Origin of the sequence: Gluconacetobacter takamatsuzukensis (assembly GCF_014174275.1) — a bacterium.
Classification (GTDB): domain Bacteria; phylum Pseudomonadota; class Alphaproteobacteria; order Acetobacterales; family Acetobacteraceae; genus Gluconacetobacter; species Gluconacetobacter takamatsuzukensis.
In genome coordinates, this window is sequence record NZ_JABEQK010000010.1 from 69836 (window position 1) to 94329 (window position 24494).

General features: G+C 70.7%; 21 protein-coding genes. 13 read left to right on the top strand and 8 right to left on the bottom strand.

The window, feature by feature from the left end:
- Positions 1-35: 35 nt before the first annotated feature.
- The 3 genes from HLH27_RS13040 to HLH27_RS13050 are packed head-to-tail and all read left to right on the top strand — an operon-like array spanning position 36 to position 2539.
- A complete protein-coding gene (locus HLH27_RS13040) occupies positions 36-374 on the top strand; it encodes a DUF2849 domain-containing protein (protein ID WP_182950477.1) in 339 nt (112 codons plus the stop codon).
- On the top strand, positions 367-2061 hold the full coding sequence (locus HLH27_RS13045; RefSeq protein WP_182950478.1) for a nitrite/sulfite reductase: 1695 nt from the start codon (positions 367-369) through the stop codon (positions 2059-2061). Before HLH27_RS13040 ends, HLH27_RS13045 begins: the two co-directional genes overlap by 8 nt.
- Entirely contained in the window at positions 2048-2539 is a 492-nt protein-coding gene (locus HLH27_RS13050) for a DUF934 domain-containing protein (RefSeq protein ID WP_182950479.1), read from the top strand. Before HLH27_RS13045 ends, HLH27_RS13050 begins: the two co-directional genes overlap by 14 nt.
- 13 nt (positions 2540-2552) lie before the next feature.
- Here HLH27_RS13050 and HLH27_RS13055 read toward each other — a convergent pair whose 3' ends face one another.
- On the bottom strand, positions 2553-3371 hold the full coding sequence (locus tag HLH27_RS13055) for an AraC family transcriptional regulator (protein ID WP_182950543.1): 819 nt from the start codon (positions 3369-3371) through the stop codon (positions 2553-2555).
- On the opposite strand from HLH27_RS13055, the gene HLH27_RS13060 reads away from it, so the two are divergent.
- The 6 genes from HLH27_RS13060 to HLH27_RS13085 all read left to right on the top strand — a co-directional run bounded on the left by HLH27_RS13060 (position 3288) and on the right by HLH27_RS13085 (position 9381).
- Positions 3288-3509, top strand: coding sequence for a hypothetical protein (locus HLH27_RS13060; protein WP_182950551.1), 222 nt, complete (start codon positions 3288-3290; stop codon positions 3507-3509). The two genes, HLH27_RS13055 and HLH27_RS13060, sit on opposite strands and share 84 nt — an antisense overlap.
- Positions 3510-3799: 290 nt before the next feature.
- Positions 3800-4741, top strand: a complete 942-nt coding sequence (locus tag HLH27_RS13065; RefSeq protein ID WP_338029910.1) for an MFS transporter — start codon at positions 3800-3802, stop codon at positions 4739-4741.
- 107 nt (positions 4742-4848) lie between these two features.
- Positions 4849-6810 carry a glycosyltransferase N-terminal domain-containing protein gene (locus HLH27_RS13070; RefSeq protein ID WP_182950480.1) on the top strand — a complete coding sequence of 654 codons (1962 nt, stop codon included), beginning with the start codon at positions 4849-4851 and terminating at the stop codon, positions 6808-6810.
- On the top strand, positions 6810-7799 hold the full coding sequence (lpxK, locus tag HLH27_RS13075) for a tetraacyldisaccharide 4'-kinase (protein WP_182950481.1): 990 nt from the start codon (positions 6810-6812) through the stop codon (positions 7797-7799). The genes HLH27_RS13070 and lpxK overlap by 1 nt, the downstream gene beginning before the upstream one ends.
- Entirely contained in the window at positions 7796-8743 is a 948-nt protein-coding gene (locus tag HLH27_RS13080) for a lysophospholipid acyltransferase family protein (protein ID WP_182950482.1), read from the top strand. The genes lpxK and HLH27_RS13080 overlap by 4 nt, the downstream gene beginning before the upstream one ends.
- A gap of 281 nt (positions 8744-9024) precedes the next feature.
- A complete protein-coding gene (locus HLH27_RS13085) occupies positions 9025-9381 on the top strand; it encodes a hypothetical protein (RefSeq protein ID WP_182950483.1) in 357 nt (118 codons plus the stop codon).
- A 41-nt stretch (positions 9382-9422) separates the two neighbouring features.
- Here the strand turns inward: HLH27_RS13085 and HLH27_RS13090 are convergent, their stop codons facing one another.
- The gene (locus HLH27_RS13090) at positions 9423-10781 is read right to left on the bottom strand and encodes a penicillin-binding protein activator (protein WP_408870851.1); all 1359 of its coding nucleotides are present in this window, start codon (positions 10779-10781) and stop codon (positions 9423-9425) included.
- A gap of 65 nt (positions 10782-10846) precedes the next feature.
- Between HLH27_RS13090 and rsmI the strand changes: the two genes are divergently transcribed.
- Positions 10847-11920, top strand: a complete 1074-nt coding sequence (gene rsmI / locus HLH27_RS13095) for a 16S rRNA (cytidine(1402)-2'-O)-methyltransferase (RefSeq protein ID WP_246375878.1) — start codon at positions 10847-10849, stop codon at positions 11918-11920.
- Between the two features lie 40 nt (positions 11921-11960).
- On the opposite strand, the gene HLH27_RS13100 is transcribed toward rsmI, so the two are convergent.
- Positions 11961-12620: a LolA family protein gene (locus HLH27_RS13100; protein WP_182950485.1), complete on the bottom strand. Its 660-nt coding sequence runs from the start codon at positions 12618-12620 to the stop codon at positions 11961-11963.
- A gap of 91 nt (positions 12621-12711) precedes the next feature.
- Positions 12712-13392, bottom strand: coding sequence for a pyridoxamine 5'-phosphate oxidase family protein (locus HLH27_RS13105; RefSeq protein ID WP_182950486.1), 681 nt, complete (start codon positions 13390-13392; stop codon positions 12712-12714).
- A gap of 93 nt (positions 13393-13485) precedes the next feature.
- Here HLH27_RS13105 and pdxR point away from each other — a divergent pair, with 93 nt between their 5' ends.
- Complete coding sequence (pdxR, locus tag HLH27_RS13110; RefSeq protein WP_220790412.1) at positions 13486-14916, top strand: MocR-like pyridoxine biosynthesis transcription factor PdxR; 1431 nt, start codon at positions 13486-13488, stop codon at positions 14914-14916.
- Positions 14917-15004: 88 nt separating this feature from the next.
- Here pdxR and mbfA read toward each other — a convergent pair whose 3' ends face one another.
- The 3 genes from mbfA to HLH27_RS13125 all read right to left on the bottom strand — a co-directional run bounded on the left by mbfA (position 15005) and on the right by HLH27_RS13125 (position 18471).
- A complete protein-coding gene (gene mbfA / locus HLH27_RS13115; RefSeq protein WP_182950487.1) occupies positions 15005-15964 on the bottom strand; it encodes an iron exporter MbfA in 960 nt (319 codons plus the stop codon).
- 266 nt (positions 15965-16230) lie between these two features.
- Positions 16231-17643, bottom strand: coding sequence for a glutamate--cysteine ligase (locus HLH27_RS13120; protein WP_182950488.1), 1413 nt, complete (start codon positions 17641-17643; stop codon positions 16231-16233).
- A 75-nt stretch (positions 17644-17718) separates the two neighbouring features.
- Positions 17719-18471 (bottom strand): 16S rRNA (uracil(1498)-N(3))-methyltransferase, encoded by a 753-nt coding sequence (locus tag HLH27_RS13125; RefSeq protein ID WP_182950489.1) that lies wholly within the window; start codon positions 18469-18471, stop codon positions 17719-17721.
- 114 nt (positions 18472-18585) lie between these two features.
- Here HLH27_RS13125 and ubiA point away from each other — a divergent pair, with 114 nt between their 5' ends.
- Positions 18586-19542 (top strand): 4-hydroxybenzoate octaprenyltransferase, encoded by a 957-nt coding sequence (gene ubiA / locus HLH27_RS13130; protein WP_182950490.1) that lies wholly within the window; start codon positions 18586-18588, stop codon positions 19540-19542.
- The gene (locus HLH27_RS13135) at positions 19539-20222 is read left to right on the top strand and encodes a class I SAM-dependent methyltransferase (protein WP_182950491.1); all 684 of its coding nucleotides are present in this window, start codon (positions 19539-19541) and stop codon (positions 20220-20222) included. Before ubiA ends, HLH27_RS13135 begins: the two co-directional genes overlap by 4 nt.
- 159 nt (positions 20223-20381) lie before the next feature.
- Here HLH27_RS13135 and HLH27_RS13140 read toward each other — a convergent pair whose 3' ends face one another.
- Positions 20382-24467 (bottom strand): EAL domain-containing protein, encoded by a 4086-nt coding sequence (locus HLH27_RS13140; RefSeq protein ID WP_182950492.1) that lies wholly within the window; start codon positions 24465-24467, stop codon positions 20382-20384.
- Between the last annotated feature and the right edge of the window lie 27 nt (positions 24468-24494).

Sequence of the window (24494 nt, forward strand, 5' to 3'; positions counted from 1 at the left end):
GGCACCGGCCGGATCGGGTAAAAGAGGACTGACCAGTGAGCGATGTCAGGAACAACCGCCGCGAGGCGGGCGGTTCGAGCGTGATCACCGCCAACCGGCTGCTGGACGGGCGCATCGTCTGGCAGGTGGCGGAAGGCGACTGGTCCACGATCATCGCCGATGCCCGGATCATCCCCAACGCGGATATCGAGGCCGCGATCGCCCAGGCCGCCGCCCGCCAGCAGGCCGACGGGCTGGTCGGAATCTACGGTGTGCAGGTCGAAACCGACGCCACGCCGCCGGTGCCCGTGACGGTGCGCGAGCGCATCCGCGCCTTCGGCCCCTCCGTCCACCCCGATTTCACCCCCGTTGCCGAGCTCGAAGCCCATGCCTGACACCATCCAAGCCCCCGCGCTGCCGGTCGGGCATTACGGCTACGATCAGGTCGACCGCGCCTTCCTGGCCGACCGGGTGGAGCAGTTCCGCGACCAGGTGGCCCGCCGCATCGCCGGCACGCTGTCCGAGGACGAGTTCAAGCCGCTGCGCCTGATGAACGGGCTGTATCTGCAACTGCATGCCTACATGCTGCGGATCGCCATTCCCTATGGCGTGCTCGATTCCCGCCAGATGCGCGAGCTGGCGCATATCGCCCGCACCTACGACCGCGATTACGGCCATTTCACCACCCGCCAGAACCTCCAGTTCAACTGGATCCGGCTGGAAGACACGCCCGACATCCTGGCCCGCCTGGCCGATGTCGACATGCACGCCATCCAGACCAGCGGCAACTGCATCCGCAACGTGACCTGCGACCAGTTCGCCGGCGCGGCGCAGGACGAGCTGGTCGATCCGCGCGTGCATGCCGAGATCCTGCGCCAATGGTCGACGCTGCACCCCGAATTCACCTTCCTGCCCCGCAAGTTCAAGATCGCGATCAGCGGCAGCCCCAACGACCGCGTGGCCGCGCGCTTCCACGATATCGGGCTGGTGGCCAAGCCCGCGCCCGACGGCGGCACGATGTTCGACGTGTTCGTGGGCGGCGGCATGGGCCGCACCCCGATCGTGGGCGTGCACCTGCGCGACGACCTGCCCGAGGAAGACCTGCTGGCCTATCTGGAGGCCATGGTCCGCGTCTATAACGAGTACGGCCGCCGCGACAACATCTACAAGGCGCGGATCAAGATCCTGGTCCAGGCACTGGGCACCGAGGGCTACCGCGCCAAGGTCGATGCCGAATTCGCGGCCATGAACCGCGCCCGCTACCGCCTGCCGCCCGAGACGGTCGCCGCCATCCGCGCCCGCTTCGGCACGCCCGACCTGCACGCGCCCGACGATGCGGCCGAACAACTCGCCCGCGCCCGCCGGGCGGACCCGGCATTCGACCGCTGGGTGCGTACCAACACCCACCCGCACCGCGCGCCGGGCCATATCTCGGCCGTCATCTCGCTCAAGCCCGCCGGCGGCATCCCCGGCGACGCGACCTCGGCGCAGATGGACATCATCGCGGACCTGGCCGACCGCCATGCGTTCGGCGAAATCCGCGTCACCCATATGCAGAACCTGGTGCTGGGCCATGTGCGGCAGGACGAACTGCATGCGCTGTGGCAGGCCCTGCGCGCGGCCGACCTCGCCTCGGCCAATATCGGCCTGATCGGCGACATCATCGCCTGCCCGGGGCTGGATTACTGCTCGCTGGCCAATGCGCGCTCGATCCCGATCGCCCAGAAGCTCAGCGCCCGCTTCGCCAGCCCCGAACTGCAGGAGACGATCGGCCCGATCGAGATCAAGATCTCGGGCTGCATCAATGCCTGCGGCCATCACCATGCCGGCCATATCGGCATCCTGGGCGTGGACAAGAAGGGCGAGGAGTTCTTCCAGCTCACGCTCGGCGGCTCGCCGGGCAGCGATGCCTCGGTCGGCCAGATCCTGGGCCCGGCCCTGCCCGAGGACGCGACCGTGGACGCCATCGCCCGCCTGGTCGATGCCTATCTGGTCCACCGCACCGGGGGCGAGCGCTTCCTGGATACCTACCGGCGCCTGGGCGCCGCCCTGTTCAAGGATGCCGTCTATGCCACTGCTTGAAAACGGACGGCTCGTCCCCGACGACTGGACGACCCTCGACGCCGACGCCCCCCTGCCCGCCACCGGCCCCGTCATCGTGCCGCTGTCGCGGCTGGAGGAAGGGCTGGCCCGCCCGCACGGCGAGAAACTGGGCGTGGCGATCCCGCAGGATGCCGAAATCGACACGCTGCGCACCGCCCTGCCCCGCCTGTCGCTGGTGGCCGTGACCTTCCCGATCTTCCGCGACGGCCGCGCCTTCAGCCAGGCCCGCGCCCTGCGCGAGCATCTGCACTTCACCGGCGAAATCCGCGCCACCGGCAAGCCCCTGCCCGACCAGTACGAATTCCTGCTCCGCTGCGGCGTCTCGACGGTCGACCTGCCGCCGGGCAGCGAGCCGGAGGTCTGGGCGCGGGCGCATACGCGCTTCCGTACCGCGTACCAGCCTTCGGTGCTGGGCGAGCGTGCCGAGGGTGTCACGTTGCGGCGCCTGCTCGGCTGACCTCCCGCAGACTTCACGACGGGGACGAGATCCGTTTCGCGGCCGTGAAAAGCTCCCGGTCCCGCCCCGCCAGGTAGCTGCGGGGCGACGCTCCGAGCATTTTGCGGAACATGGCAGTAAACGCCGCCGGATTATCGTATCCCAGATCCATCGCAATGAGCGTGACGCGCTCGCCTGCCACCAGACGCGGCAGGGCCGCGACAAGGCATGCCTGCTGGCGCCAGGACATGAAGCTCATGCCCGTCTCGCGACGGAACATCCGCGTGAAGCTGCGCCGGCTCATGCCGAGCCCCTTGCTCCAGGTTTCGATCGTCTGGTGAATGGACGGGCTGACCAGGAACGTCCGGCACCTGCGCGCCAGCGCCTCATGCACGGGTATCGGCAGAAACAGCGGCACAACCGGCAGATCGGCAATCTCATACCGGATCAAGCCCATGAGCGCCTCCGCCCGCCCGTTAGAATCATGGTCGACAGGCAGGGCGACCGCTTCGGCAAGCAGCGCCCGCATGAAGGCGGAAAGCCCGACCACGCAACACGCCGCGGGCACGGCCTCAAGCGTGTCCGCCTTCAGGAACAAACTGTTCGAACGGACATGCCCGAGCATACGCACCTGATGCACGGTGCCGGCGGGAATCCATATCCCCCGCTGCGGCGGCAGCACCCAGGTTCCATGACGGGTCGTCACCATGACGGCCCCCGACGTCGCGCACAGAAGCTGCGTCCGGCGATGGCTGTGCGGCGCGATGACATGACCATCGGCATATTCGTTGCCCAGGGCAACAATATCGCCCGGCGCATCCTCGACCTGTTCTACCCGACGGTTCCAGACCATTGGCCCACTCTCGCTGCCAGCCTGCCCATCTGCGGTGGCAGGCCCTTCCGCTTTCCGCCTAGGCTTCGGGACGGGCTCTGGCAAGCCGACCCCCGAAAGGGCGCCGAAAAAGATCCTGAAAATATAAAGAAAAAATAAAGAATCAGAACAAGGAAAGACATTCCCGTGAGCCAGTCCATCACCCCTCCGGGCCGCCGCCCCTCCATCGCCTTCCCCGTTCTCGGGGCGATCAGCTTCTGCCATTTCCTCAACGACACCATGCAATCGCTTCTGCCGGCGATCTACCCGATCCTCAAAGGCGGATTCGCGCTCGATTTCGGACAGATCGGGCTGCTGACGCTGATGTACCAGGCCACCGCCTCGCTGTTGCAGCCGCTGGTCGGCCTTACAGCGATCGCGGACCCAAACCCTGGTCCCTCCCCTGCGGCATGGGGTTCACGCTGCTCGGGCTGCTCACCCTGGCGTCTGCCCCATCCTACGGCCTGCTGCTGTGCGGCGCGGCGCTGCTGGGGACGGGTTCTTCCATCTTCCATCCGGAATCCTCGCGCATCGCCCGCCATGCATCGGGCGGTGCCCATGGGCTGGCCCAGTCGCTGTTCCAGGTCGGCGGCAATTTCGGCACCGCGATGGGCCCCCTGCTCGCGGCATTCTTCATCCTGCCGCGCGGCCGGCACAGCCTGGCCTGGTTCGCGCTGCTGGCGCTGGGCGGCATGGCACTGCTGACCCTGCTGGGGCGCTGGTACCAGAACAACAGCCAGCCCCGGCAATCCGGGCACAGGGCCGGTACGGACGCCGCCCTGCTGCCTCGCGGGCAGGTCGCGCGGGCCCTCGCGATCCTGATCGCGCTGGTCTTCTCGAAATATTTCTACCTCGCCAGCATCACCAGCTATTACACGTTCTACCTGATCCACCACTTCCATCTGTCGATCGAGGCCGCACAGGCCGACCTGTTCGTGTTCCTCGCAGCGGCTGCCGCCGGCACCATCCTCGGCGGGCCGATCGGGGACAGGGTCGGTCGCAAGGCGGTCATCTGGACGTCCATCCTGGGCGTGCTGCCCTTTACCCTGCTGCTGCCCTATGTGGGCCTATCCGCGACGATCGGCCTCAGCATCGTCATCGGCGCGGTGCTCTCCTCGGCATTCTCCGCCATCGTGGTCTACGCGCAGGAACTGATGCCGGGGCGGATCGGCCTGGTATCGGGGCTCTTCTTCGGCCTGTCCTTCGGCATGGGCGGATTGGGGGCCGCGGTGCTCGGCATGCTTGCGGACCATACGAGCATCGAATTCGTCTATCGCGTCTGTTCCATCCTGCCCGCGATCGGCCTGCTGGCCGCCTTCCTTCCGGATCCGCGCCGTCCCGCGTACGCATGATCCCGGCTCCGCCTCATGCCGGCAGGGGCCGGGCGCCTCTTCCGCCCGGCGGGCGCGCATGCTACCGCCGGGCCTATGATCCGACGCACCGCCCTGCGCGGCACGCCATGCTGAAAAGCCTGACAGGGGCGGGCGCGGCCCGCACGGCAGCCATCGTGCTGCTGCGATCCTATCTGCGCCTGACCATCGGCACCACGCGCTGGACGTTCGACATCCACCCCGATGCCCGTCCGCTACTGACCGGCCAGGGCCCGCATTCCGTGCTGGTCGCCTTCTGGCACGAAACGCTGGCCCTGACCCCGGCGCTGCTCTGGTGGTCCACGTCACGCAATTCCACGCTGCGGCCGCATGTCCTGATCAGCCGCAATCGGGACGGGCGCCTGATTGCCGACATCATCGCGCCATGGGGCGCCGGCACCATCGCCGGCTCGACCGACCGCAAGGGCAAGGACAAGGGCGGCGCGGCGGCATTGCGCCAGTTGCTGGCCCTGCTCCGGGGCGGCGACCCCATCGTGATCACCCCCGACGGCCCGCGCGGCCCGCGCCGCACGGTCGAACAGGGGGTCATCGGGCTGGCACGCCTGTCCGGCGCGCCCATCGTGCCCGTGGGCGGCTGGTGCGCCAGCCGCCGGCTGGGCGGCTGGGACCGCATGATGATCCCCCTGCCCTTCGGGCGCGGCCGGATCGTCTGCGGCGCCCCGATCGCCGTCAGCCGCGACAACCAGGACACGGTGCCCGCGCAGCTCGCCACCGCCCTCGACGCCGCGATGCACGCCGCCGCCCCCGCCCCGGCCGGCGCGGCACAACGTTTGTGGGCCGGACTGGCCACCCTGCTGGCCCCGGCCCTGACCCTGCTGCTGCACCGGCGGCTGGCGCGCGGCAAGGAAGTGCGCGGCCGCCAGCGCGAGCGCATGGGCCTGACCACCCGCCCCCGCCCGCCGGGCAGGCTGGTCTGGCTGCACGCGGCCAGCGTGGGCGAAACCCTGTCGATCCTGCCCGTGATCACCGAATTGCTGGCCCGCGACGCCACCCTGCATGTGCTGGTCACAACCGCGACCGTCACCGCCGCCCGCCTGCTGGAGCAGCGGCTGGCCGGCACGGCGGAGGGCGGACGGGTCATTCACCAGTTCGTGCCGCTGGATGTCCCGCGCTGGATCGGCCGCTTCCTGCGCCGCTGGCGGCCCGACGCCGCCGCGCTGACCGAAAGCGAGCTCTGGCCGAACCTGATCGAGGCCTGCCATCGCGCGGGCATTCCGCTGGCTCTGCTGAACGCCCGCCTGTCCGACCGCGCGCGCGCCGGCTGGGGCCGCCTGCCCGGGCTGGCCGCCCGCATGCTGGACCGTTTCGCGTGGATCGCCGCCCGCTCCGACCTCGACGCCGCCCGCCTGCGCGCGCTGGGCGCCGAACGCATCGACACCCAGGGCGACCTGAAGGACGCCGCCCCGCCCCTGCCGGCCGACCCGGCGGCGCTCGACCGGCTGCGCGCCCTGCTCGGCACCCGCCCGGTCTGGCTGGCCGCCGCGACCCATGAGGGCGAGGAAGAGCAGGTGGCCCACGCCGCCCGGCAGCTCCGCGCCCGCCACCCCGACCTGCTGACCATCATCGTGCCCCGCCACCCCGAGCGCGGGCCCGCCATCGCGGCAATGCTGCACGATGCCCCCCGCCGCGCGGCAGGGCAGCAGCCCGGACCGGACGATGCGTTCTGGATCTGCGACACGCTGGGCGAGCTGGGCCTGTTCTACCGGGCGGTGCCGATCGTCTTCATCGGCAACAGCCTGCCCGGCCCCGGCCGGCGCGGCGGGCACAATCCGCTGGAACCCGCCCGCTTCGGCGCCGCGCTGGCAACCGGCCCCCTGACCGAGAATTTCCTCGACGCCTTCGCCCGGCTGGGCGACGCGGTGCGCGTGGTGCCCGATGCCGACGCGCTGGCCGACTGGGTCGGCACCATGCTGGCCGACCCCGCCCGCCGCGCCGGGGCCGGGCAGCGGGCCGAGGCCGCCACCCATGCCGGCACCGCCCTGCCCGGCCGCCTGGCCGCGCGCCTGCTGGCCCTGATGGACGCGCGCTGATGCGGGCCCCCCGCTTCTGGGCCGAGGACGGCTGGCCCGCCCGGCTGCTGGCCCCCGCCGCCGCCCTGTATGCCCACGCCACCGCGCGCCGCCTGCGCCGGCCGGGCTGGCACGCGCCGGTCCCGGTCCTGTGCTGCGGCAACCTGACCGCCGGCGGCGCGGGCAAGACGACGCTGGCGCTGGACCTGGTGGCGCGGCTGGCCGCGCGCGGCCGGCGCGTGCATGTGCTGACACGCGGCTATGGCCGCCGCCGGTCGGGCCTGCTGCGGGTCGATCCCGCCCGCCACACCGCCGCCGATGTCGGGGACGAGGCCCTGCTGCTGGCCGCCCTCGCCCCCACCCATGTCTCGGCCGACCGCGCGGCCGGCGCCCGGGCGGCGATCGCGGACGGCGCGGATTGCCTGGTGATGGATGACGGGTTCCAGAATCCCGGCCTGTACCAGGACATGAAGCTGCTGGTGATCGACGGCACCAGCGGCTTCGGCAACGGCCGCGTCATCCCCGCCGGCCCGCTGCGCGAACCGATCGCGGCCGGTGCCGCCCGGGCCGGCGCCGCGATCCTGATCGGCGCGGACCGCACCGGCGCCCTGTCCCATTTGCCCCCCGACCTGCCGATCCTGCGCGCCGATCTGGCGATGCAGGACGCGGCCCCGCTGCTGGCCGGTCGGTCGGCCATCGCCTTCGCGGGCATCGGACGGCCGGAGAAATTCTTCGACGGGTTGCGCGCGCAGGGCATCGTGCCGGCGGCCTGCGTGCCCTTCGCGGACCATCACCCCTACACCGCGGGCGACCTGCGCCGCCTGCGGGCCTTGGCCGCGACCCATGGCGCGACCCTGCTGACCACGCCGAAGGACGCCGCCCGCCTGCCCCCGGCCGTGCGGGCGGACATAAGCACCGTCGGCGTCGGGCTGGCCTGGGCCGACCCGTCAGCGCCGGAGCGCCTGCTGGACCGATGGCTGGCTGGCCCATTGCAAGACGAGACCCCATGACCGCGCCCCCCGAAGAAACCCGCCCCGTCACCCGCCTGATGCGGATCGAGGCGCTCGCGGCACGCGGCGCGCTGGCCCTGCTGCGCCGGCTGGGGCCGGTGCGGGCCTCCAATGCCGGCGGGGCGCTCTGCCGGGCCATCGGGCCGCGCCTGCCGGTCTCGCGCGTCGCCGACGCCAATCTGCGGCTGGCGATGCCGGATCTGGACGCCCCGGCCCGCCGGGCGATCATCCGCGCGGTGTGGGACAATCTGGGCCGCACGGTAGGCGAGTTCCCGCACCTGCCCGCCCTGCCGGAAAATCCGGCATCCGGCCCCGGCTGGGACGTGGTGGGGGCCGAGCATCTGGCCGCGCAGGTGGCGCGCGGCGGCCCGGTGATCTTCATGTCCGGCCATATCGGCAACTGGGAAATGCTGCCCCCCGGGGTGGCGCGCCACGGGCTGCCCTTCGCCTCGTTCTACCGCGCCGCCGGCAACCCGCTGGTCGACGGCATGATCCGCGCGCTGCGCGAGGCGGCGATGGGCCCGGCGGCGGGCGGCGCGCCGGTGCCCATGTTCGCCAAGGGCGCGCGCGGCGCCCGGGGTGCGCTGGCCCACATCGCCCGGGGCGGCCGGCTGGGCATGCTGATCGACCAGAAGATGAATGACGGGATCGAGGCGACGCTGTTCGGCCACCCGGCCATGACCGCCCCCGCGCTGGCCGCCATGGCCCTGCGCTATCGCTGCCCGGTCATCCCCGGCTATGTCGAGCGGCTGGGCCCGGCCCGGCTGCGCATCCATGTCGAACCGCCGCTCGCCCTGCCCGACAGCGGCGACCGGCAGGCCGATATCCTGGCCCTGACCCAGGCGGTCAACGACCGGCTGGAACAATGGGTCCGCGCCCGTCCCGGCACCTGGCTGTGGCTTCACCGCCGCTGGCCCCGCTCGGCCTACACGCCCCGATCCTGACCAACCTGCGGCAGATTCGTCTCACAATCGCATCAATCGTGGGCAATTCACGCCACCGATGTGGCAAATCGATGACACCCACATGCAGTCGCTGATTATGTTGCGATCATATGCACTATTTCGTGCCTAAAATTAGGTCTTTCCCGCAACAAATCATTGTTTTTTTGCCACATGCCTGAACTTCTGCCTTTTTGAGTGGCGGCCCGGATCAGATTCAATTTGGCAATGCCCGCCAGCGCGCACTAGCGTTCCTCTCGCCCCATACTCCGAGGACATGACAGATGCCCGCGACGATGACCCTGAAGGCGAACACACCCTCCACCGACAACGTCGTTCCGCTGCGTGCGAACTTTCTGCCCCGCCATCGGGAATATCTGATGCGCTGGCTCGACGCCGGAACCTGCATGGGACTGTGCGACGTCGATGTCTCCCCCCGCTCCGGCAACGGCCCGATCGAGCATGTGCTGGTCTGGGTACGCGAAAACGCCGATCCGGCCTATCTGTTGCGTCCCGAGGGCATGAACTGGGTCCTGGTCGACAATCTGCGCGACCACCGGCTGGGCACCTTCAAGACGTTCGAGGCGGCGCTGTATGCCATCCGCCCCGTCCTGGCCTGCGGCGCCACCGCGGCGGCCTGATCGCCGCCCCGCCGACCCGCCTTTCCGCAACCTCCAGCCCGTCAGCTCTGTTCCCGCGCCAGCCGCCCTGCCGCGGGACTGACAATCCGCCCGCCACCGGTGGGCTGGATCTGGAAAATCGCCAGATCCCGGCGTGTATGACCATCCGGCGTCAACCCGAACACGCCATCCACCCCCGAAAATCCGTCCGGACGCGTCAGGGCCTCGACCGTGTAGCCGTTCGGCCTGTCCGCCGCCCGCCCGCGATCCAGCGCCCCGACCAGCGCCGAGGCGTCATAGGCCAGGTCGCTCAGCGGCGTCGGCATGGTGTGATAGCGCGCCATGTAAAGCTGCACGAAACGCTGCCGCGCCGCCGGATCGGGCGCGGCGTACCAGGCACCCTGCAACGATCCCAGCTTGCCGGCGAACGACGCCCACAAAGCCGTCCCCAGGATCCGCACCGGCGGCAGGCCGCCATTCGCCGGCTGCGCGGGCGCCGACGGCGCGGCCGGGGCAGCCGCGCCATCCGCTGCCGCCGCCGTCGCGGTGCCCGGCACCGGCGCCACGCCGATCACCTGGAACGATTGCAGCGCATCGATCACCGCCGCCAGTTGCAGCCCGGTATCGGCCAGCAGCAGCGCGTCGAAGGGCGGCGGCCCCGGCGGCGAGGGGGCGGGCGTCGGCTGCGCCTGCTGCACCGCGCCCCCCACCGGGTCGACCGCCGCCGCCGCGTCGGGCGGCAGGGCGGCCTGGGCGGCGGGCTGCGCCGCCATCATGCGCATGTCGTAATTGGACAGGGTCTTCAGCCCCTGCGTGATGCTGGCCGGGCTGTCGGTATGGTAGACGACCTGGGGCGCGGCCAGGCCGCGCGCCGCGCAATTCTGCACCAGGGCGCGCCCCATGGCACGGCCCAGCGCAGTTTCGGGCAGGAAGGCCGCGAAATGCTGCCGCCCCTCGGCCTGCGCCGCCGCCACCATCCGTTCCACCTGCTGGTCGGGCGCGATCCCCAGCGTCCACACGCCGGGCCGGCCGAGCGACACGTCGCTGGTAAAGGCCAGCATCGGGACCGACCCCGTGGCCGTCACCGTCGCCGCCTGCGCCGTCTCGGCGGCGGTCAGCGGCCCCAGGATCACGCCGTCGCCGGCCGCCAGGGCCGCCTGCGCCGCCGCCCCCGCGCCACCGGCGGCGGCCGTGTCCCGAATATCCAGCGGCGGGGCCGTGGGCGCGCCCAGCGCCATGCGCGTCGCCGCCAGCATCGCCTGGCCCAGCCGCGCATTGCCGCCGCTCAGCGGCAGCAGCACGCCGACCGTCCGCCCGGGCACGATTGCCGCCGGCGCCGCCGGCGTTGCGGTGGTGGCGGGACCGGTCCCTTCGGGGCCCGCACAGGCGGCCAGTCCGGCCAATGAGGCCGCCAGCATCAGTCCGGCCTTGCCAGAGAGGCCGCGACGGGCTGAACCTGCAGGCCGTTTCTGCATCCGGGTTGCGAATGACCGATTCATCTTCCTCGTCCCTGCCTTTCCACGCGCCCCATGAAGCGGTGTCCTCCAGCCTTGCGCCTGTTTCCCATAGCGGAGCCGGCCCCGCCCGTCATGCCCCCGGCACGAACGACGACGCCCCGCCCGCCGAGGACCCGTTCGAACCCCTGGCCCGGGAAGGGACCGAAGAGGACGACACCGCACCCGCCGGCCATCCGGGCCGGGGGGTGCTGACGCTGGTTTCCACCCCCATCGGCAATCTGGGCGATTTCAGCGACCGCGCCGCCGCCACCCTGGCGGAGGCCGACCTGATCCTGTGCGAGGACACCCGCACCAGCGCGCGGCTGCTGACCGCGCGCGGCATCGCCACCCGCACCGAGCCCCTGCACGACCATAACGAGCAGCAGCGCATTCCCGCCCTGATCGGCATGCTGGAACGCGGCCGCCGCATCGCCGTCATTTCCGATGCCGGCACCCCGCTTCTGTCCGACCCCGGCTTCCGCCTGGCCCGGGCGGCGATCACGGCCGGCATCGCGATGACGGCGGTCCCCGGCCCCAATGCCGCGATCACGGCGCTGACCCTGTCCGGCCTGCCGCCGCACCCGTTCATGTTCTCGGGCTTCCTGCCGCCGCGCCCGGCGGCGCGGCGCGAGGTACTGGCCAGGCTGCGCGCGGCCGAGCAGGCCGGCCTGTCCGCCACCCTGATCTGGCACGAGGCCCCGCACCGGCTGGGCGAGATGCTGGCCGACCTGGCCGACATCTTCGGCACCGACCGCCCCGCCGCCGTGGCGCGCGAACTGACCAAACGGTTCGAGGAAGTGCGGCGCGGCCCGGTGGGCACGCTCGCCGCCTGGTATGCCGAAAACCGGGCACGGGGCGAAATCACCGTCCTGCTGGGCCCGCCCGCCGAGGACGACACGGGCGCCGACGACCTGGACGACCGGCTGCGCGCGGCGCTGGCCACCCTGTCGGTCAAGGATGCGGCATCGCTGGTGGCCGGCGCGATCAACCTGCCCCGCCGCACGGTCTATGCCCGCGCGCTGGAACTGGCCCGCGAGACCGGCCCCGAAGCCGCCGATCCCTGAGCCGCCGCCCCCTGGGCCGGCAGCCCGTGCCGGCGCCCGCCTATTGATCACCGATATTCGTATCGAACAGCCCGTCCGGCATCGGGCCACCCCCGAGGCGGACATTGAACAGGTCGACCTGCGTCGCCTGCCCCTGCGCATCCACCACGCTCCACGAGCGCAGCGACAATGGATTGTCATGAAACACCAGTGTCAGGCTCCCGTCCCCCGGCGAGGCGGTCCGCACCAGCGTGACCTGCACCAGCCCGTTGGCATGCGTGAAGGCCGTAACGGTCACATCGCCCGACAGTTGCAGGCCGGGGCGCAGCAGCAACCCCAGCGGGGTCTTGTCCAGCGGCAGGGTCGTGGTCTGGCCCAGCTGGCTGTCGTTGAAGACCACCTGCCCGTGATTGGCCACCAGCAGCAGCGGGCTGGGCTTGTCGTATTCGAAGCGCATCCGCCCGGGCCGGTTCAGCCACGCGGTGCCGGTCGCGCGCTTGCCGTCCGGCGCCAGTTGCTGGAACTGCGCCTCCAGCGTCGTGATGCCGTCCAGATAGGTCTGGATGCGCTGCACCCAGCCCCGGTCGGCGGGCGAAAGCGCGGCCGCCGCCGTCTGGGCGCGCGGCGCGGCAACGGGCAGGCAGGCCACCGCCACCAGCCCGCCCAGCAGGCAGGTCGCGATACGGGTCGGCAGGAAAGGCAGGCGGTTCGGTCGCGTCATGGCACCCGGTCGGTCGCAGGAGGTCGCCGGCCGCCCACCCCGCCGGGGCATCGGTCCAGCCCGACTTCGTTGCCCGATCATTCCGGCAAGATCAAGGCGCTGGCCCCGCCTGTCGCAGCCGTCCCGATGCCACCAGCGCCGCCAGGCCGGGCGGCAGGGGCATGTCCGCCGGCAGTTCCGGGGCCGGGCACGGCGTGTCCAGCACGGTGCGGATGGGAATCACGCCGGCCCAGACCGGATAATCGCCCTCGGCCCCGTCGCCCGGCGGGGCGTCCCGGACCTTGACGCTGGCTTCCTCGATATCCATCCACAGCACGGCGGTCGCCTTGCGTTCCTGATCGGTCATCGGGCGCAATGTGTCCCACCGGCCGGGAAAATAATCCTCGATCATGTCGCGCAAGGCGGCGCCGATCTCCTCCTCGCCCTCCAGCAGGTTGGCGGTGCCGAACACCATGGCCGAGCGGTAATTGACCGAATGGCTGAAGGCCGAGCGCGCCATCACATACCCGTCCATCTGGCTGCATGTCAGGCACACGCGCGTCCCCCGCGCCGCGCGCAGAAACCGGCTGGCCGCCGAGCCGTGCCAATAGACCCGGTCCCCCACCCGCCATTGCAGCGTCGGCGTCACATAGGGCGCGCCGTCGATCACATACCCCACATGGCACAAGGGCGACGCATCCAGCACGGCATGAACATCCGCCCGTTCATGGCTGCCGCGCTGATGGGCGCGCCGCACCCGGCTGCGCTCGGTCACGGGATAGGGCTCGGTCATCGCAGGCTCCTGTCGTTGCCCGCCGAGACTGGACGGCAAACGGTCTGCCGATAACATCCACTTCGTCCATTTTCGTCAGACCAGTTGAGCCCCGTGACCGACACGCCCCGCACCCCGCCGCCCGCCTGGCTGGTTCTCGACCCCGCCTCCGGCCCGCTGGAAAGCCAGATCCACCGCGCGATCCGCGAGCGCATTCTCGCGGGGCGGCTCGCCGCCGGCGACCGCCTGCCCTCCAGCCGCGCCCTGGCCCGCGCGCTGGGGGTCGCGCGTTCCACCATCGTGCTGGCCTATGACCGGCTGCGCGCCGAAGGCTTCCTGGACGCCCGCGCCGGGTCGGCCACCCGTGTCGCCGCCCTCCCCGCTCCCCCGCGCCACGGGCGCCCCTCCCCGCCACCGGCGCCTGCCCCGGAGCCGCCGGACATCGTGCCCGACGCACTGCGCCCCGGCCTGCCCGACCTTACGTCCTTCCCCCATGCCGTCTGGGCCCGCTGCCTCGGTGCCCGCGCCCGCGCCGGCCGGCTGGTCGACCTGGGCCATGGCGGCCGCGCCGCCGGCGCCCCCGAATTGCGGGCGACCATCCTGTCCCACATCCGGGCCACGCGGGGCGTCGTCGCCACCGCCGGGCAGGTCGTCATCGTCCCGTCGATCCGCGTCGCCGTCGACGCCATCGCCCGCGTGGCGCTCGCCACCGCCGCCGACCCGGTCGCCTGGGTCGAGGAACCCGGCTACATCCCCATCCACACCATCCTCAAGGAAGCCGGCGCCCGACTGGTGCCCCTGCCCTGCGACGCCGAGGGCATGGACGTCGCCCACGCCCCCGGCCCGTCCCCGCGCCTGATCTGCGTCACCCCCTCGCACCAGTACCCCACCGGCGCGGACATGACGCTGCGCCGCCGCCTGGCCATACTGGCCCACGCGCACGCCAGCGGCGCGGTGGTGCTGGAAGACGATTACGACAGCGAATTCCAGTACGACACCCGCCCCGTCGCCGCCCTGCAAGGCATCGATCGCACCGGATCGGTCGCCTATCTGGGCACGTTTTCCAAGATCCTCGCCCCCGGCCTGCGCGTCGCCTACGCCGTGCTGCCGCCCCGTCTGGTCGCCCCCGTCACCGACTTCCTGTCCGGGCGCGGCATCGCGGTGCCGATCCACCTCCAGCTCGCCCTCGCCGATTTCATCGCCGACGGCCATCTGCGCGCCCATATCCGCCGCATGAACAGCCTCTACGCCGACCGCATGGCCGGCGCCGTGGCCGCCCTGCACCGCCATTGCGGCGGCGTGCTGGTCCCGGGCCCCGGCACCGGCGGCCTGCAACTGGCCGCCCGCTTCATCGACCCCACCCTGGACGACCGCGCCATCGCCCGCCGCCTGTGGCGCCAAGGGTTCGGCGTGCGCCCGCTCTCGGATTATTATCTGGGGGCGAGCCGTCCGGGCCTGCTGCTGGGGATCGCTTCCGCCACGCCCGAGGCCATGGATCGGGCGGCTCGGGGGATTCGAGCGTGTGTGGAAGAGGTTCTTTTTTGAAAAAAAGAACCAAAAAACCTTGATTCGTTCAGGCGAATCGAAAGGTCTCAATAACCAGAACAGCGGCGCGCCCCGGGAAAGGAAGACCCTACCCCGCCGACCCGATCAGGATTCCCGCGGCAAACACCAGCGCCCCACCGAACACGATCTGCACCACCGCCGACCCGAACGGCGTATCCTGGTACCGCCAGCGCACCCAGGAAATCAGCAGCAGCTCGACCACGACCACCACCATGGCCACGCTCATGGCCACGGAAAACCGGTCGATCAGGAACGGCACCGTATGGCCGATCCCGCCGGCGGTCGTCATCAGCCCACAGATCAGCCCGCGCAGGACCGGCGCGCCACGACCCGACAGCTTGCCGTCATCCGACAGCGCCTCGGCAAAGCCCATGGAAATCCCGGCCCCGACCGACGCCGCGATCCCGACCAGAAACGCCTCCCATGGCCGGTGCGAGGCAAAGGCGGCGGCAAAGACCGGGGCGAGCGTGGAAACCGACCCATCCATCAGCCCGACCAGGCCGGGCTGGATCACCTGCAACACGAAGCGCCGCCGCGCATCCTCGTCCTCATCCTCGCGCTTGCTCGCCGGCAGGCGGTTCTGCGCGATCTCGCCCGCCACCTGCTCGTGCCGATCCTCGGCCACCGCCAGGTCGCCCAGCAATTTGCGCGTGGCGGCATCGGTCGTGCGCAAGGCCGCCTGACGATAGAAGCGCGCCGCATCCAGCTCCATCTGCCGCGCATGCCCCCGCACGGCCTCGATCCCCATGCCCTGCACCTGCCACGCCGGCCGACGCACCATGACCCCCGCGATATCCTGACGGCGAATCAGCGGAATATGCTGGCCGAACCGCCGGACATACAGGTCGATCAGGTCGCGCCGATGCTCGTTCTCCTCATGCACCATGTCCGTAAAAATCCTGGCCGTGTCAGGATATTTTTCACGCAGAGCATAGGAGAAATCGGCATAGATCCGCGAATCCTCTTCCTCGTTCGAAATGGCGAGGGCAAGGATTTCCTGGTCGTTCAGCGTCTGGAATTTGCGCATGCCCCTGTATGCCGGAACAGTCCCGCCACACACAAGACGTTTCGATATCGTGAGAATAACTCGCGTTATCGTCTAAAAGAAATCAAACGAGACCGCCGCACGGAGCATAGCCGGAAATGCGGGCTGGTGAGCGAGAGCGGCCCGGCACGGGCCGCGCCCGTCGTGTGTTTCCGAGCCTCGGCGCGAAGCGGCCTTAAAGGCCGTGAGCACCGGAGCACAGGAAACGCGCGACGGATCGCCACCAGCGCGCATTTACGGCCATGCTCTCAGATGGCGGCTTCGGCGAAGATCTTGCTCACATCGCCCTGCCATGCGCCGTGATAGCGTTCCAGCCAATGCTCGGCCTGGGTCGGCGCGCCGGCCGCGATGGCCTGCAAGGGCACCAGCAGATGGCTCTCGTCGCGCCCGTTGCCGTCCGTCACCGCGCGGGCGCGCAGCCCGTCGGTCGCGATGGCCACCATGCGGGCGGCCAGATCGCGCGCCGTCCCGCCGGCCCACGGCGCATCCAGCCCCTGCCGGGGCACGGCGGCACGCAGCGCGACATAGTCCGTCCATTCCCGCTCGCGCACCAGCGCGTCGGCGGCGGCCAGGGCCGCGTCGTCGTACAGCAGCCCGACCCACAGGGCGGACTGCGCCAGCATCATCTCGGGCGATCCGGCATCGGCACCGCGCATTTCCAGGAAGCGCTTCAGCCGCACGTCGGTAAAGGCGGTGGTCAGATGGTCCTCGAAATCGCCCAGCGTCGGCACCAGCCCGTCCAGCCCGTCCTGGCGCTCGCCCTTCATCCAGGCCCGGAACGACCGGCCGGCCACGTCCAGGATCTGCCCGTCGCGCACGATGAAATACATCGGCACGTCCAGCAGCCATTCCACATAGGCCTCGAACCCGAAGGACGGCGCGAAGAAGGCCAGCGGCATGCCCGACCGCACATTGTCGGTATCGGTCCAGACATGGGCGCGGTTGGACAGCAGCCCGTTCGGCCTGCCCTCGTAGAACGGCGAATTGGCGAACAGCGCGGTCGCCACCGGCTGCAACGCCAGCGACACGCGCAGCTTGCGCAGCATGTCGGCTTCCGACGCGAAATCCAGATTGACCTGCACGGTGCAGGTCCGCGTCATCATGTCCAGCCCCAGCGTGCCGACCTTGGGCATGTAGTTGCGCATGATCGCATAGCGGCTCTTGGGCATCCACGGCATGTCCGCCCGGCGCGCCAGCGGGTGGAAGCCCAGCGGCGCGAAGCCGATGCCCAGCGAGCGGGTAATGGGGCGGATCGCCTCGAAATGCCGCGCCATCTCGTGGCCCGTATCGTGCAGGCTGGCCAGCGGCGCGCCCGACAGCTCGAACTGCCCCGCCGGCTCCAGCGACACCGAGCCGCCGCGTTCCGGGCCGATCCCCTTCAGCCCGATCAGCTTGCCCCTGTCCTCGATCGCCTCCCACTTGCCGCCGCCATCCTGGCGGTTCAGGTCGGTCAGGATCTCGCCGATTCCGTCGGGGGCATAGGGCGGCGGCATCCAGGGCGTGCCGCCCGGCGCGGTGGCGGCGGGCAGGACGAAGCCGAATTTCTCATGCTCGGTGCCGATGCGCCACCGCGCGCGCGGCTTGCCCCCATCCGCCAGCAAACCGGCCAGCTGGCCGATCGATTCAATAGGGGTCGTATCTTGCTCGCCGGGGTTCGACATCGTTTCTGAACAAGCCTTCAAACACAGAACGGATCGACGGAAAGGTCCGTCGCAGCCATGCGACCGACCGGTCGGTCAGCGCGAATCTGCACCAGACGCGCGCCGGAAGCCAGCCCCCATCAGGGACAGGCCGCATGCCGCCGCCGTATCCGCCCGCAGGATCAGTTTTCCCAGCGTGATCATCCTGACAAACGGCCGCGCGCGCAATATCCGCCGCTCGGCGTCGGAAAACCCGCCTTCGGGGCCGACCAGCAGCCCATCGCCGTCGGCCACGCAATCGATCTCCCCCACCCCGTCATCCGGCCCGCTGCGCTCGGCCGCGACGAACAGCGTGCGCCCGGCCGGCCACGCCGCCAGATGCTCGGGCAGGCGCGCGGGCTCGGCGATCGCGGGCACGTCCAGCCGCTCGCACTGTTCCGCCGCCTCGATCGCGATCGCGTCCAGCCGGGCGATATTGACCCGGTGCGTGTTGGTGCGCTCGGTCAGCACGGGCACGAAGCGCGTCACCCCCAGCTCGGTGCCCATGCGCACCACCATGTCGGTGGCATCGCGCTTCAGCGGCGCGAACAGCAGCACCGGCCCGCATAGGGGCTGCGGCGCGCGGCGGCGATGCAGCAGCCGCACCTGCGCGCGGTCGCGCCGCACCGCGACCAGGCTGGCCAGCCACTCCCCGTCCACGGCGTTGAACAGCGCGACCTCCGCCCCCGGCGCCATGCGCATCACGGTGCCGAGGTAATGGGCCTGCCCCGGCTCCAGATCGCGCACCGCATCGGCTTCCATCGGCGGCCGGCCGGCCGGATCGGCGAACAGGCGGGGACAATCCTTCATGACGACATCACCTCCGACCGGCCGGGAACGTACCCTCCCGCGCCCGGCCCTTGACCGCTTCCATCCCGCGCCCCATCACACTCCCGGGCACAACAGGCTGTTTCGTAAGCCCCGATGCCTCCATTACGCCCGCATGTCCAGACGGAGACCCCCAGCGTGACCCCGCCCTCCCATACCGATATCCGGGCCACAGGCTGGATCAGCCGCCTGCCCGCCACGCTGCGCCCCTACGCGCTGCTGGCACGGCTGGACCGCCCCATCGGCACCTGGCTGCTGTTCCTGCCCGGCCTGTGGGGCATCCTGCTGTCCGGCGGGGTCGAGGCCGGGGAGCGGCTGCGGCTGGCCCTGCTGTTCGGCCTGGGCAGCCTGGTGATGCGGTCGGCCGGCTGCGTGGTCAACGACATGTGGGACCGCGACATCGACCGGATGGTGGCGCGCACGGCGGGCCGGCCGCTGGCCTCGGGCGCGCTGCGCATGCGCCAGGCCGCGCTGTTCCTGGTGCTGCTGCTGGCGATCGGACTGGCCATCCTGTTGCAGCTCAATCCGCTGTGCCGCCTGCTGGGCGTGGGCTCGCTGCTGCTGGTCGGGCTGTATCCGCTGGCCAAGCGCTTCACCTGGTGGCCCCAGCTCGTCATGGGCTTCACCTTCGGCTTCGGCGCCCCGATGGGCTATGCGGCAGCGGCCGGGCGGATCGATGCCGCCTGGGTGGCGCTGTATGCCGCCACCATCCTGTGGCAGCTCGGCTTCGACACCATCTACGGCTTCCAGGACATGGAGGACGACGCGCGCATCGGCGTCAAATCGACCTCGCGCCTGTGGGCGGGCCATCCCCGCCTGTTCGTCGGCGGGTGCTACGTGCTGGCGGTGGTGGCCCTGCTGCTGGCCGGCTGGCTGGCCGGGTGCACCATCGGCTTCTGGGTGGCGATGGTGCTGCCCGCCATCGCGCTGGGCTGGCAGGTCGCGCATCTGGACAGTACCGACCCGCGCCGCTGCCTGATGCTGTTCCGCTCCAACCGCGAAACCGGGCTGGCGGTCGCCCTGGCCATCCTGGCCGGGCTGACCGGCCGATGAGCGCGCGCACCGACCCCGAATCCTTCATCCTCGCCCACACCAGCCCGGCCCGCGCCCCGCTGGTGCCCGAGATCGCGCTGCACCTGGCCACCGAGATCACCCCGATCTGGCAGGCCAGCGAGGACTGGCTGACCCGACAGGGTATCGAGCCCCCCTTCTGGGCCTTCGCCTGGCCGGGCGGCCAGTTGCTGGCACGCCATATCCTGGACAATCCCGCGCTGGTCGCCGGGCGCCGGGTGCTGGATTTCGCGGCCGGCTGCGGCATCGCCGCCATCGCCTGCGCCCAGGCGGGCGCCGGCACCGTCGAGGCCGCCGAGATCGACCCGCTGGCCATCGCCGCCATCGCGCTGAACGCCCGGACCAACGGCGTGGCCGTCACGGCCACCGGGGAAGACCTGGTCGGCACCGCCCCGCGCTGGGACCTGATCCTGTGCGGCGATGTCTGCTACGAAAACCCGATGACCGAGCATATCCTGCCCTGGCTGCGCGACGCCGCGCGCACCGCCGAGGTCTGGATCGCCGACCCCGGCCGCGCCTACCTGCCCCGCGCCGGCCTGCACCCCATCCTGACCCGCGACGTCCCGACCACCCGAGAGCTGGAAGACCGCGACACGCGACGCACCACCCTCTACCGCGTCAGCCCATCCCCTGAGGCCACCCCGCCCGTTCGGGGGGCCTGAGCGAAACCGCGCGGAGGACACGCCGCCAGCACGCATGTCCGCTCAAAGCCTGCTTGCAAATGCGGGATGGTGAGCGAGAGCGGCCTTGATGGCCGTGAGCACCGAAGCGCAGGAAACGCGCGGAGGACACGCCGTCAGCCCGCATTTGCAAGCAGGCTTTCAGGTGCGGGGGGCGTTGACGACACGCTCCACCAGCCAGTCCCGCATGTCCCGCGCCATTTCGTCGGGCACCGGGCCGGCGGACAGGATGCGGTACCAGTGCACGGCATCGGCGTCGTCCCGGCCGCACCCTTCCAGCCAGCGCGTCAGCGGCCCGCCCTTGAAATGGAACCGCCCCAGCGGCGACCGGTCGCGCGTGGCCGTCCACAGATAGGCCAGCGCGCCGAGGTCGCTGCCGATTTCGCTTTCCTCTTCGTCCTGGGCCCGGCCCTGCTCGGAATAGATGCGATACCAGTCCAGGAAATCGTCCGGCGGCATCGGCCGGGCGATGCCGAACCCCTGGCCGTAGCGGCAGCCCAGATGGCGCATGGCCTCGATCATGTCGGCGTCTTCCAGCCCTTCCACCACCACCTGGCTGTGCATGTCGCGGCCCATTTCCCGCAGCGAGCGGATCACGCTGAAGACCTGGAGCGGCACGTCGCGGATATGGCGCAGCAGGCCCCGGTCCACCTTGATGCAGTCGAAGGGCGCCGTGGACAGCCGCAGCAGGTTGCTGTGCCCCGCGCCGAGATCGTCGATGGCCATCTGCACGCCCTTCGACCGGAAATCCCGCAGGGCCGCGCCCTGATTGTCGGAATCGAGGCCCTGGGTTTCCAGCACCTCCAGCGTCAGCCGGTTGGGGGCGATCTCGTGGCGGTTCAGCATGTCGTCGACCATGGTCAGGACATTGGTGTTCGACAGGCACGATGGCGGCAGATTGACCGAGATTTCGGTGGACAGGCCCTTCCGGTCCCACGATTGCAGCCACCCCAGGCTCTGTTCCAGCCCGAACTGGAACAGCCGGTCCAGCTCGTCATGCCCCAGCAGCGTCAGGAAAGTGGTGGGCGGCAGTATCGCGCCGTCGGCATCCTCCAGCCGGGCCAGGGCCTCGACCTTCAGCAACTGGCCCGTGCACAGGTCGATGACGGGCTGCATGAACATGCGCAGTCCCCCCGAGAACAGGCGCGTGCGCAGGCGGGTCGACCGCTCGTCGGACATGCCCTGCCCGTCCTGCCACAGCTTTTCCCATTTCTTCTGCAATTCGTCGGTGAATTTCCGCATGTCGGCGGATTCGAACTGGTTGGGGCAGACGCCGAACAGGGTCAGCACCAGCGCCGGCGTCCCGTCCGGGCGCCGGATGGGCACGCTCATGGCCGAATGGATGCGCAGATTGAGCATCAGCGCGTGCCACGGCGCCATGGCACTGTCCAGGTCGATGGACGGGCAGGTCTGCGTTTCGCCCGTGCGCCACGCCTGGGCGCCGATGAAGCTGCCATGGCGCGCGGTGGCGGCGATCACGGGCCGCACGTCGCTGCGCAGCATCGCCTCGTCCAGCGCGGTGGCGCACGGCCCGGCGATGGTCTGCGCCACCAGTTCCCCCGCCGCGTTGGGACGGGTCAGGAACGCCGCCTGGATGCCGGGCAGCTTCGCCAGCCCGTTCAGCGCATCGCTGCTGACCTGGCCCCAGCCGCCGGCGGGCAGGTCGCCGGGCAGAAGGGCCGCGGCGGCGGCATAGGCCTTGCGCACACCCTGCTCGATCACGCGCCGCATCGCGCGATCGTCCCGATAGCGGCCTTCCACGATCTGCTGCACGCGATAGCGGTCGTCGCTGCTCACGCTGCCGGCTTCCATCTCCGCCATCAGCAGGCGCAGGTAACCGTTCTGCTCGGCGACGAACACGGCCGGATCGACGCCGAACAGCGCATACATCGTGCCCAGCGTCCGCGCCGCCGCCAGCACGTCCTCCCGCACGGTCACGGGGGTGACCAGAAATTCCAGATGCTTCGCCTCGCGCTCGATCAGGCGCTCATGCTGCTCGCGCGTCAGGCTGGCCACCATCGGCGCGCCGCCGTTCTTCTGCCAGATCGCCCGGATCGTGCCCTTGCGCAGGCTCTCCGCGATCCGCACGGCGGCCGGGGCCGCCCTGGCCAGCAGTTCCGCCGCCTTCGGCCCGTAGGGCGCGATCGGGAACAACTCGGCGGCCGCCCCTTCGTCGAGCGCCCGCGCCTCGTCCAGGGCGGCGGCGAAATGCCAGTTGACGTCGCGCGCGTCCTGGTTCTGCTTGGCGTGGTACATCGCATTGTCGGCCTGGCGCAGCAGCGCCTCGGGCTTGTCGCCGTCCTGCGGATAGAGCGCGACCCCCATGGCGAGGCCCACCGTGGCGGTATGGCCGTCTTCCAGGACAAACGGTTCCGCCACCACCGAGGACAGGCTGCTCAGCGCCGCCGCGACCTGGTCGTTCGCGGTGTCCGTATCCAGGTTTTCCAGGACGACCACGAACTCGTCGCCCCCCAGCCGCGCGACATAGCCGTTCTCGCGCACCGCCTCCCACAACCGTGCGCTCAGGTCGACCAGCACCTTGTCGCCGGCCGCGTGGCCGTACGTGTCGTTGACGGCCTTGAAACCGTCCAGGTCCATCAGCCCGATCGCCACCGACATCCCGCGCTCGCGCGCGCGCTCCTGCGCCTTGGGCAGATATTCCTCCAGCGCCAGCCGGTTGGGCAGCGCGGTCAGCGTATCGCGGCGGGCGCGCTTCGCCTCCTCGTGGCGCAGTTTTTCCAGATTGCGGCTGCTGTCCAGCCGGTCCAGGCTCTGGCCCAGCAATCCCGCCACCCGCTGGCATAGCGTGATGCTCTTGTCGTCAAAGCCGCCGGTCCGCAGCGTCGTGAAGGTCAGCACGGACCAGATCTGCCCGCCCCGCAGCACCGGGACGGCCAGCACGGCGCGCCACCCATGCTCCATCAGCTTCTCGTAGCCCGGGATTCCGACCAGGTCGGTCTCCAGCGCGTTGGTATAGACCAGGCGCTGCTCCCGCCACGCCCGCACCGTCACCGGCAAGGTGGCGGCGTCGGTGTCGATCCGCCAGTTCAGCCGGCCGATAATGTCCCCGCCCCGGCCGGCATGGGCCCGCACCTCCATCCGGCCGCCAAGGTCGGGCTGCACCAGCCAGACGGCGTTGAACAGCGTGTCGTCGACCAGCGTGTCGCACACGGCGCGGCATTTTTCCGCCTCGTCCTCGGCGGCGAGCATGACGGACACGGCATTGATCAGCGCCCGATACAGGCGCTGCGTCGCGTCGCGGTCGGTCACGTCCTCGATGGTCCAGATCGAATCCGTGCCCCACAGCGTGTCCAGCGCCACGGCCGACAGGTCGGCGATCACCTCCTGCCCGTCGGGCCGGGGCAGGTGCACGCCCGGAAGCTGGGCCCGGCCGGTGGCGCGCAGCTGCGCCTGCGCGTGCTCCAGCCGCGACACGTCGCCCGCCACGATCGTCTCAGCCGGGGCATTGTACAGCTCGGCGGGCGTGCGGCCCGCAAGGTCGGCGGCAAAGGCGTTCGCGCAATGGATGTGCGTGTCGCGCAGCAGCACGATCCCCACCTGCGCCCGGTCGAGCTGCGCCGCGCTCAGCCGCCGCTCGTCATGCAGTTTCAGCATGCGCGACAGGCTGCCAGCCGCTTCCAGCAGGATGGTCCGGATCGCGCGGTCGAACCCATCCTCCTGCCTGTCATAGACGCCCAGCACCGCCCAGACCCGGCCGGCGCGCCACAGCGGCAGCACCGCGCAGGCATGCACGCCCTGCGCCTGCATGGCCGCCAGCCAGGGCTGCAGGCTGGGCTCGCGCGCGATATCGTCGCAGAAGACCGGCTGCCGCTCCTGCCAGGCGCGCCCGACAAGACCGTGGCGCGCCGGCAGGTCCGGCCGGGCCGAAAAAGCCGGGTCGTGCATTTGCGCGACCGGCCCGCTGGCCGCCAGGATCCGGAAATCCCCCTCCGCATCGGGCCGGACGACGAAGGCGCCGCGCAGGCGCGCGTTCCGGGTCGCGGCCTCGCACACCGCGCCCAGCAGGGCGGTTTCGTCGATGGACGGGTCGAACGCCATGCCGATTCGCGCCAGGAAGGCGGTAAAACCGTTCAGCCGGTGCAACTGCCGCAGGCGCGCGCGCACGCGCTGGCGCTGCCCGTTTTCCTCCGCGCCACGCCCCAGCGCAGCCTCCGCCAGCGTGGACAGGCGGCGCGATGCAGGCAACAGGGGGCGCGGCAGACGCATCAGAAAATCCTGACTCTCATGACAGAA

What these genes read in the sequence shown, in the direction of transcription:
- HLH27_RS13045 (WP_182950478.1), top strand. Translation starts at nt 367, where the DNA reads ATGCCTGACACCATCCAAGCCCCCGCGCTGCCGGTCGGGCATTACGGC.
- HLH27_RS13050 (WP_182950479.1), top strand. Translation starts at nt 2,048, where the DNA reads ATGCCACTGCTTGAAAACGGACGGCTCGTCCCCGACGACTGGACGACC.
- HLH27_RS13060 (WP_182950551.1), top strand. Translation starts at nt 3,288, where the DNA reads ATGACCATCGGCATATTCGTTGCCCAGGGCAACAATATCGCCCGGCGC.
- HLH27_RS13055 (WP_182950543.1), bottom strand. Translation starts at nt 3,371, where the DNA reads ATGGTCTGGAACCGTCGGGTAGAACAGGTCGAGGATGCGCCGGGCGAT.
- HLH27_RS13065 (WP_338029910.1), top strand. Translation starts at nt 3,800, where the DNA reads ATGGGGTTCACGCTGCTCGGGCTGCTCACCCTGGCGTCTGCCCCATCC.
- HLH27_RS13070 (WP_182950480.1), top strand. Translation starts at nt 4,849, where the DNA reads ATGCTGAAAAGCCTGACAGGGGCGGGCGCGGCCCGCACGGCAGCCATC.
- lpxK (WP_182950481.1), top strand. Translation starts at nt 6,810, where the DNA reads ATGCGGGCCCCCCGCTTCTGGGCCGAGGACGGCTGGCCCGCCCGGCTG.
- HLH27_RS13080 (WP_182950482.1), top strand. Translation starts at nt 7,796, where the DNA reads ATGACCGCGCCCCCCGAAGAAACCCGCCCCGTCACCCGCCTGATGCGG.
- HLH27_RS13085 (WP_182950483.1), top strand. Translation starts at nt 9,025, where the DNA reads ATGCCCGCGACGATGACCCTGAAGGCGAACACACCCTCCACCGACAAC.
- rsmI (WP_246375878.1), top strand. Translation starts at nt 10,847, where the DNA reads ATGACCGATTCATCTTCCTCGTCCCTGCCTTTCCACGCGCCCCATGAA.
- HLH27_RS13100 (WP_182950485.1), bottom strand. Translation starts at nt 12,620, where the DNA reads ATGACGCGACCGAACCGCCTGCCTTTCCTGCCGACCCGTATCGCGACC.
- HLH27_RS13105 (WP_182950486.1), bottom strand. Translation starts at nt 13,392, where the DNA reads ATGACCGAGCCCTATCCCGTGACCGAGCGCAGCCGGGTGCGGCGCGCC.
- mbfA (WP_182950487.1), bottom strand. Translation starts at nt 15,964, where the DNA reads ATGCGCAAATTCCAGACGCTGAACGACCAGGAAATCCTTGCCCTCGCC.
- HLH27_RS13120 (WP_182950488.1), bottom strand. Translation starts at nt 17,643, where the DNA reads ATGTCGAACCCCGGCGAGCAAGATACGACCCCTATTGAATCGATCGGC.
- HLH27_RS13125 (WP_182950489.1), bottom strand. Translation starts at nt 18,471, where the DNA reads ATGAAGGATTGTCCCCGCCTGTTCGCCGATCCGGCCGGCCGGCCGCCG.
- ubiA (WP_182950490.1), top strand. Translation starts at nt 18,586, where the DNA reads ATGCCTCCATTACGCCCGCATGTCCAGACGGAGACCCCCAGCGTGACC.
- HLH27_RS13135 (WP_182950491.1), top strand. Translation starts at nt 19,539, where the DNA reads ATGAGCGCGCGCACCGACCCCGAATCCTTCATCCTCGCCCACACCAGC.
- HLH27_RS13140 (WP_182950492.1), bottom strand. Translation starts at nt 24,467, where the DNA reads ATGCGTCTGCCGCGCCCCCTGTTGCCTGCATCGCGCCGCCTGTCCACG.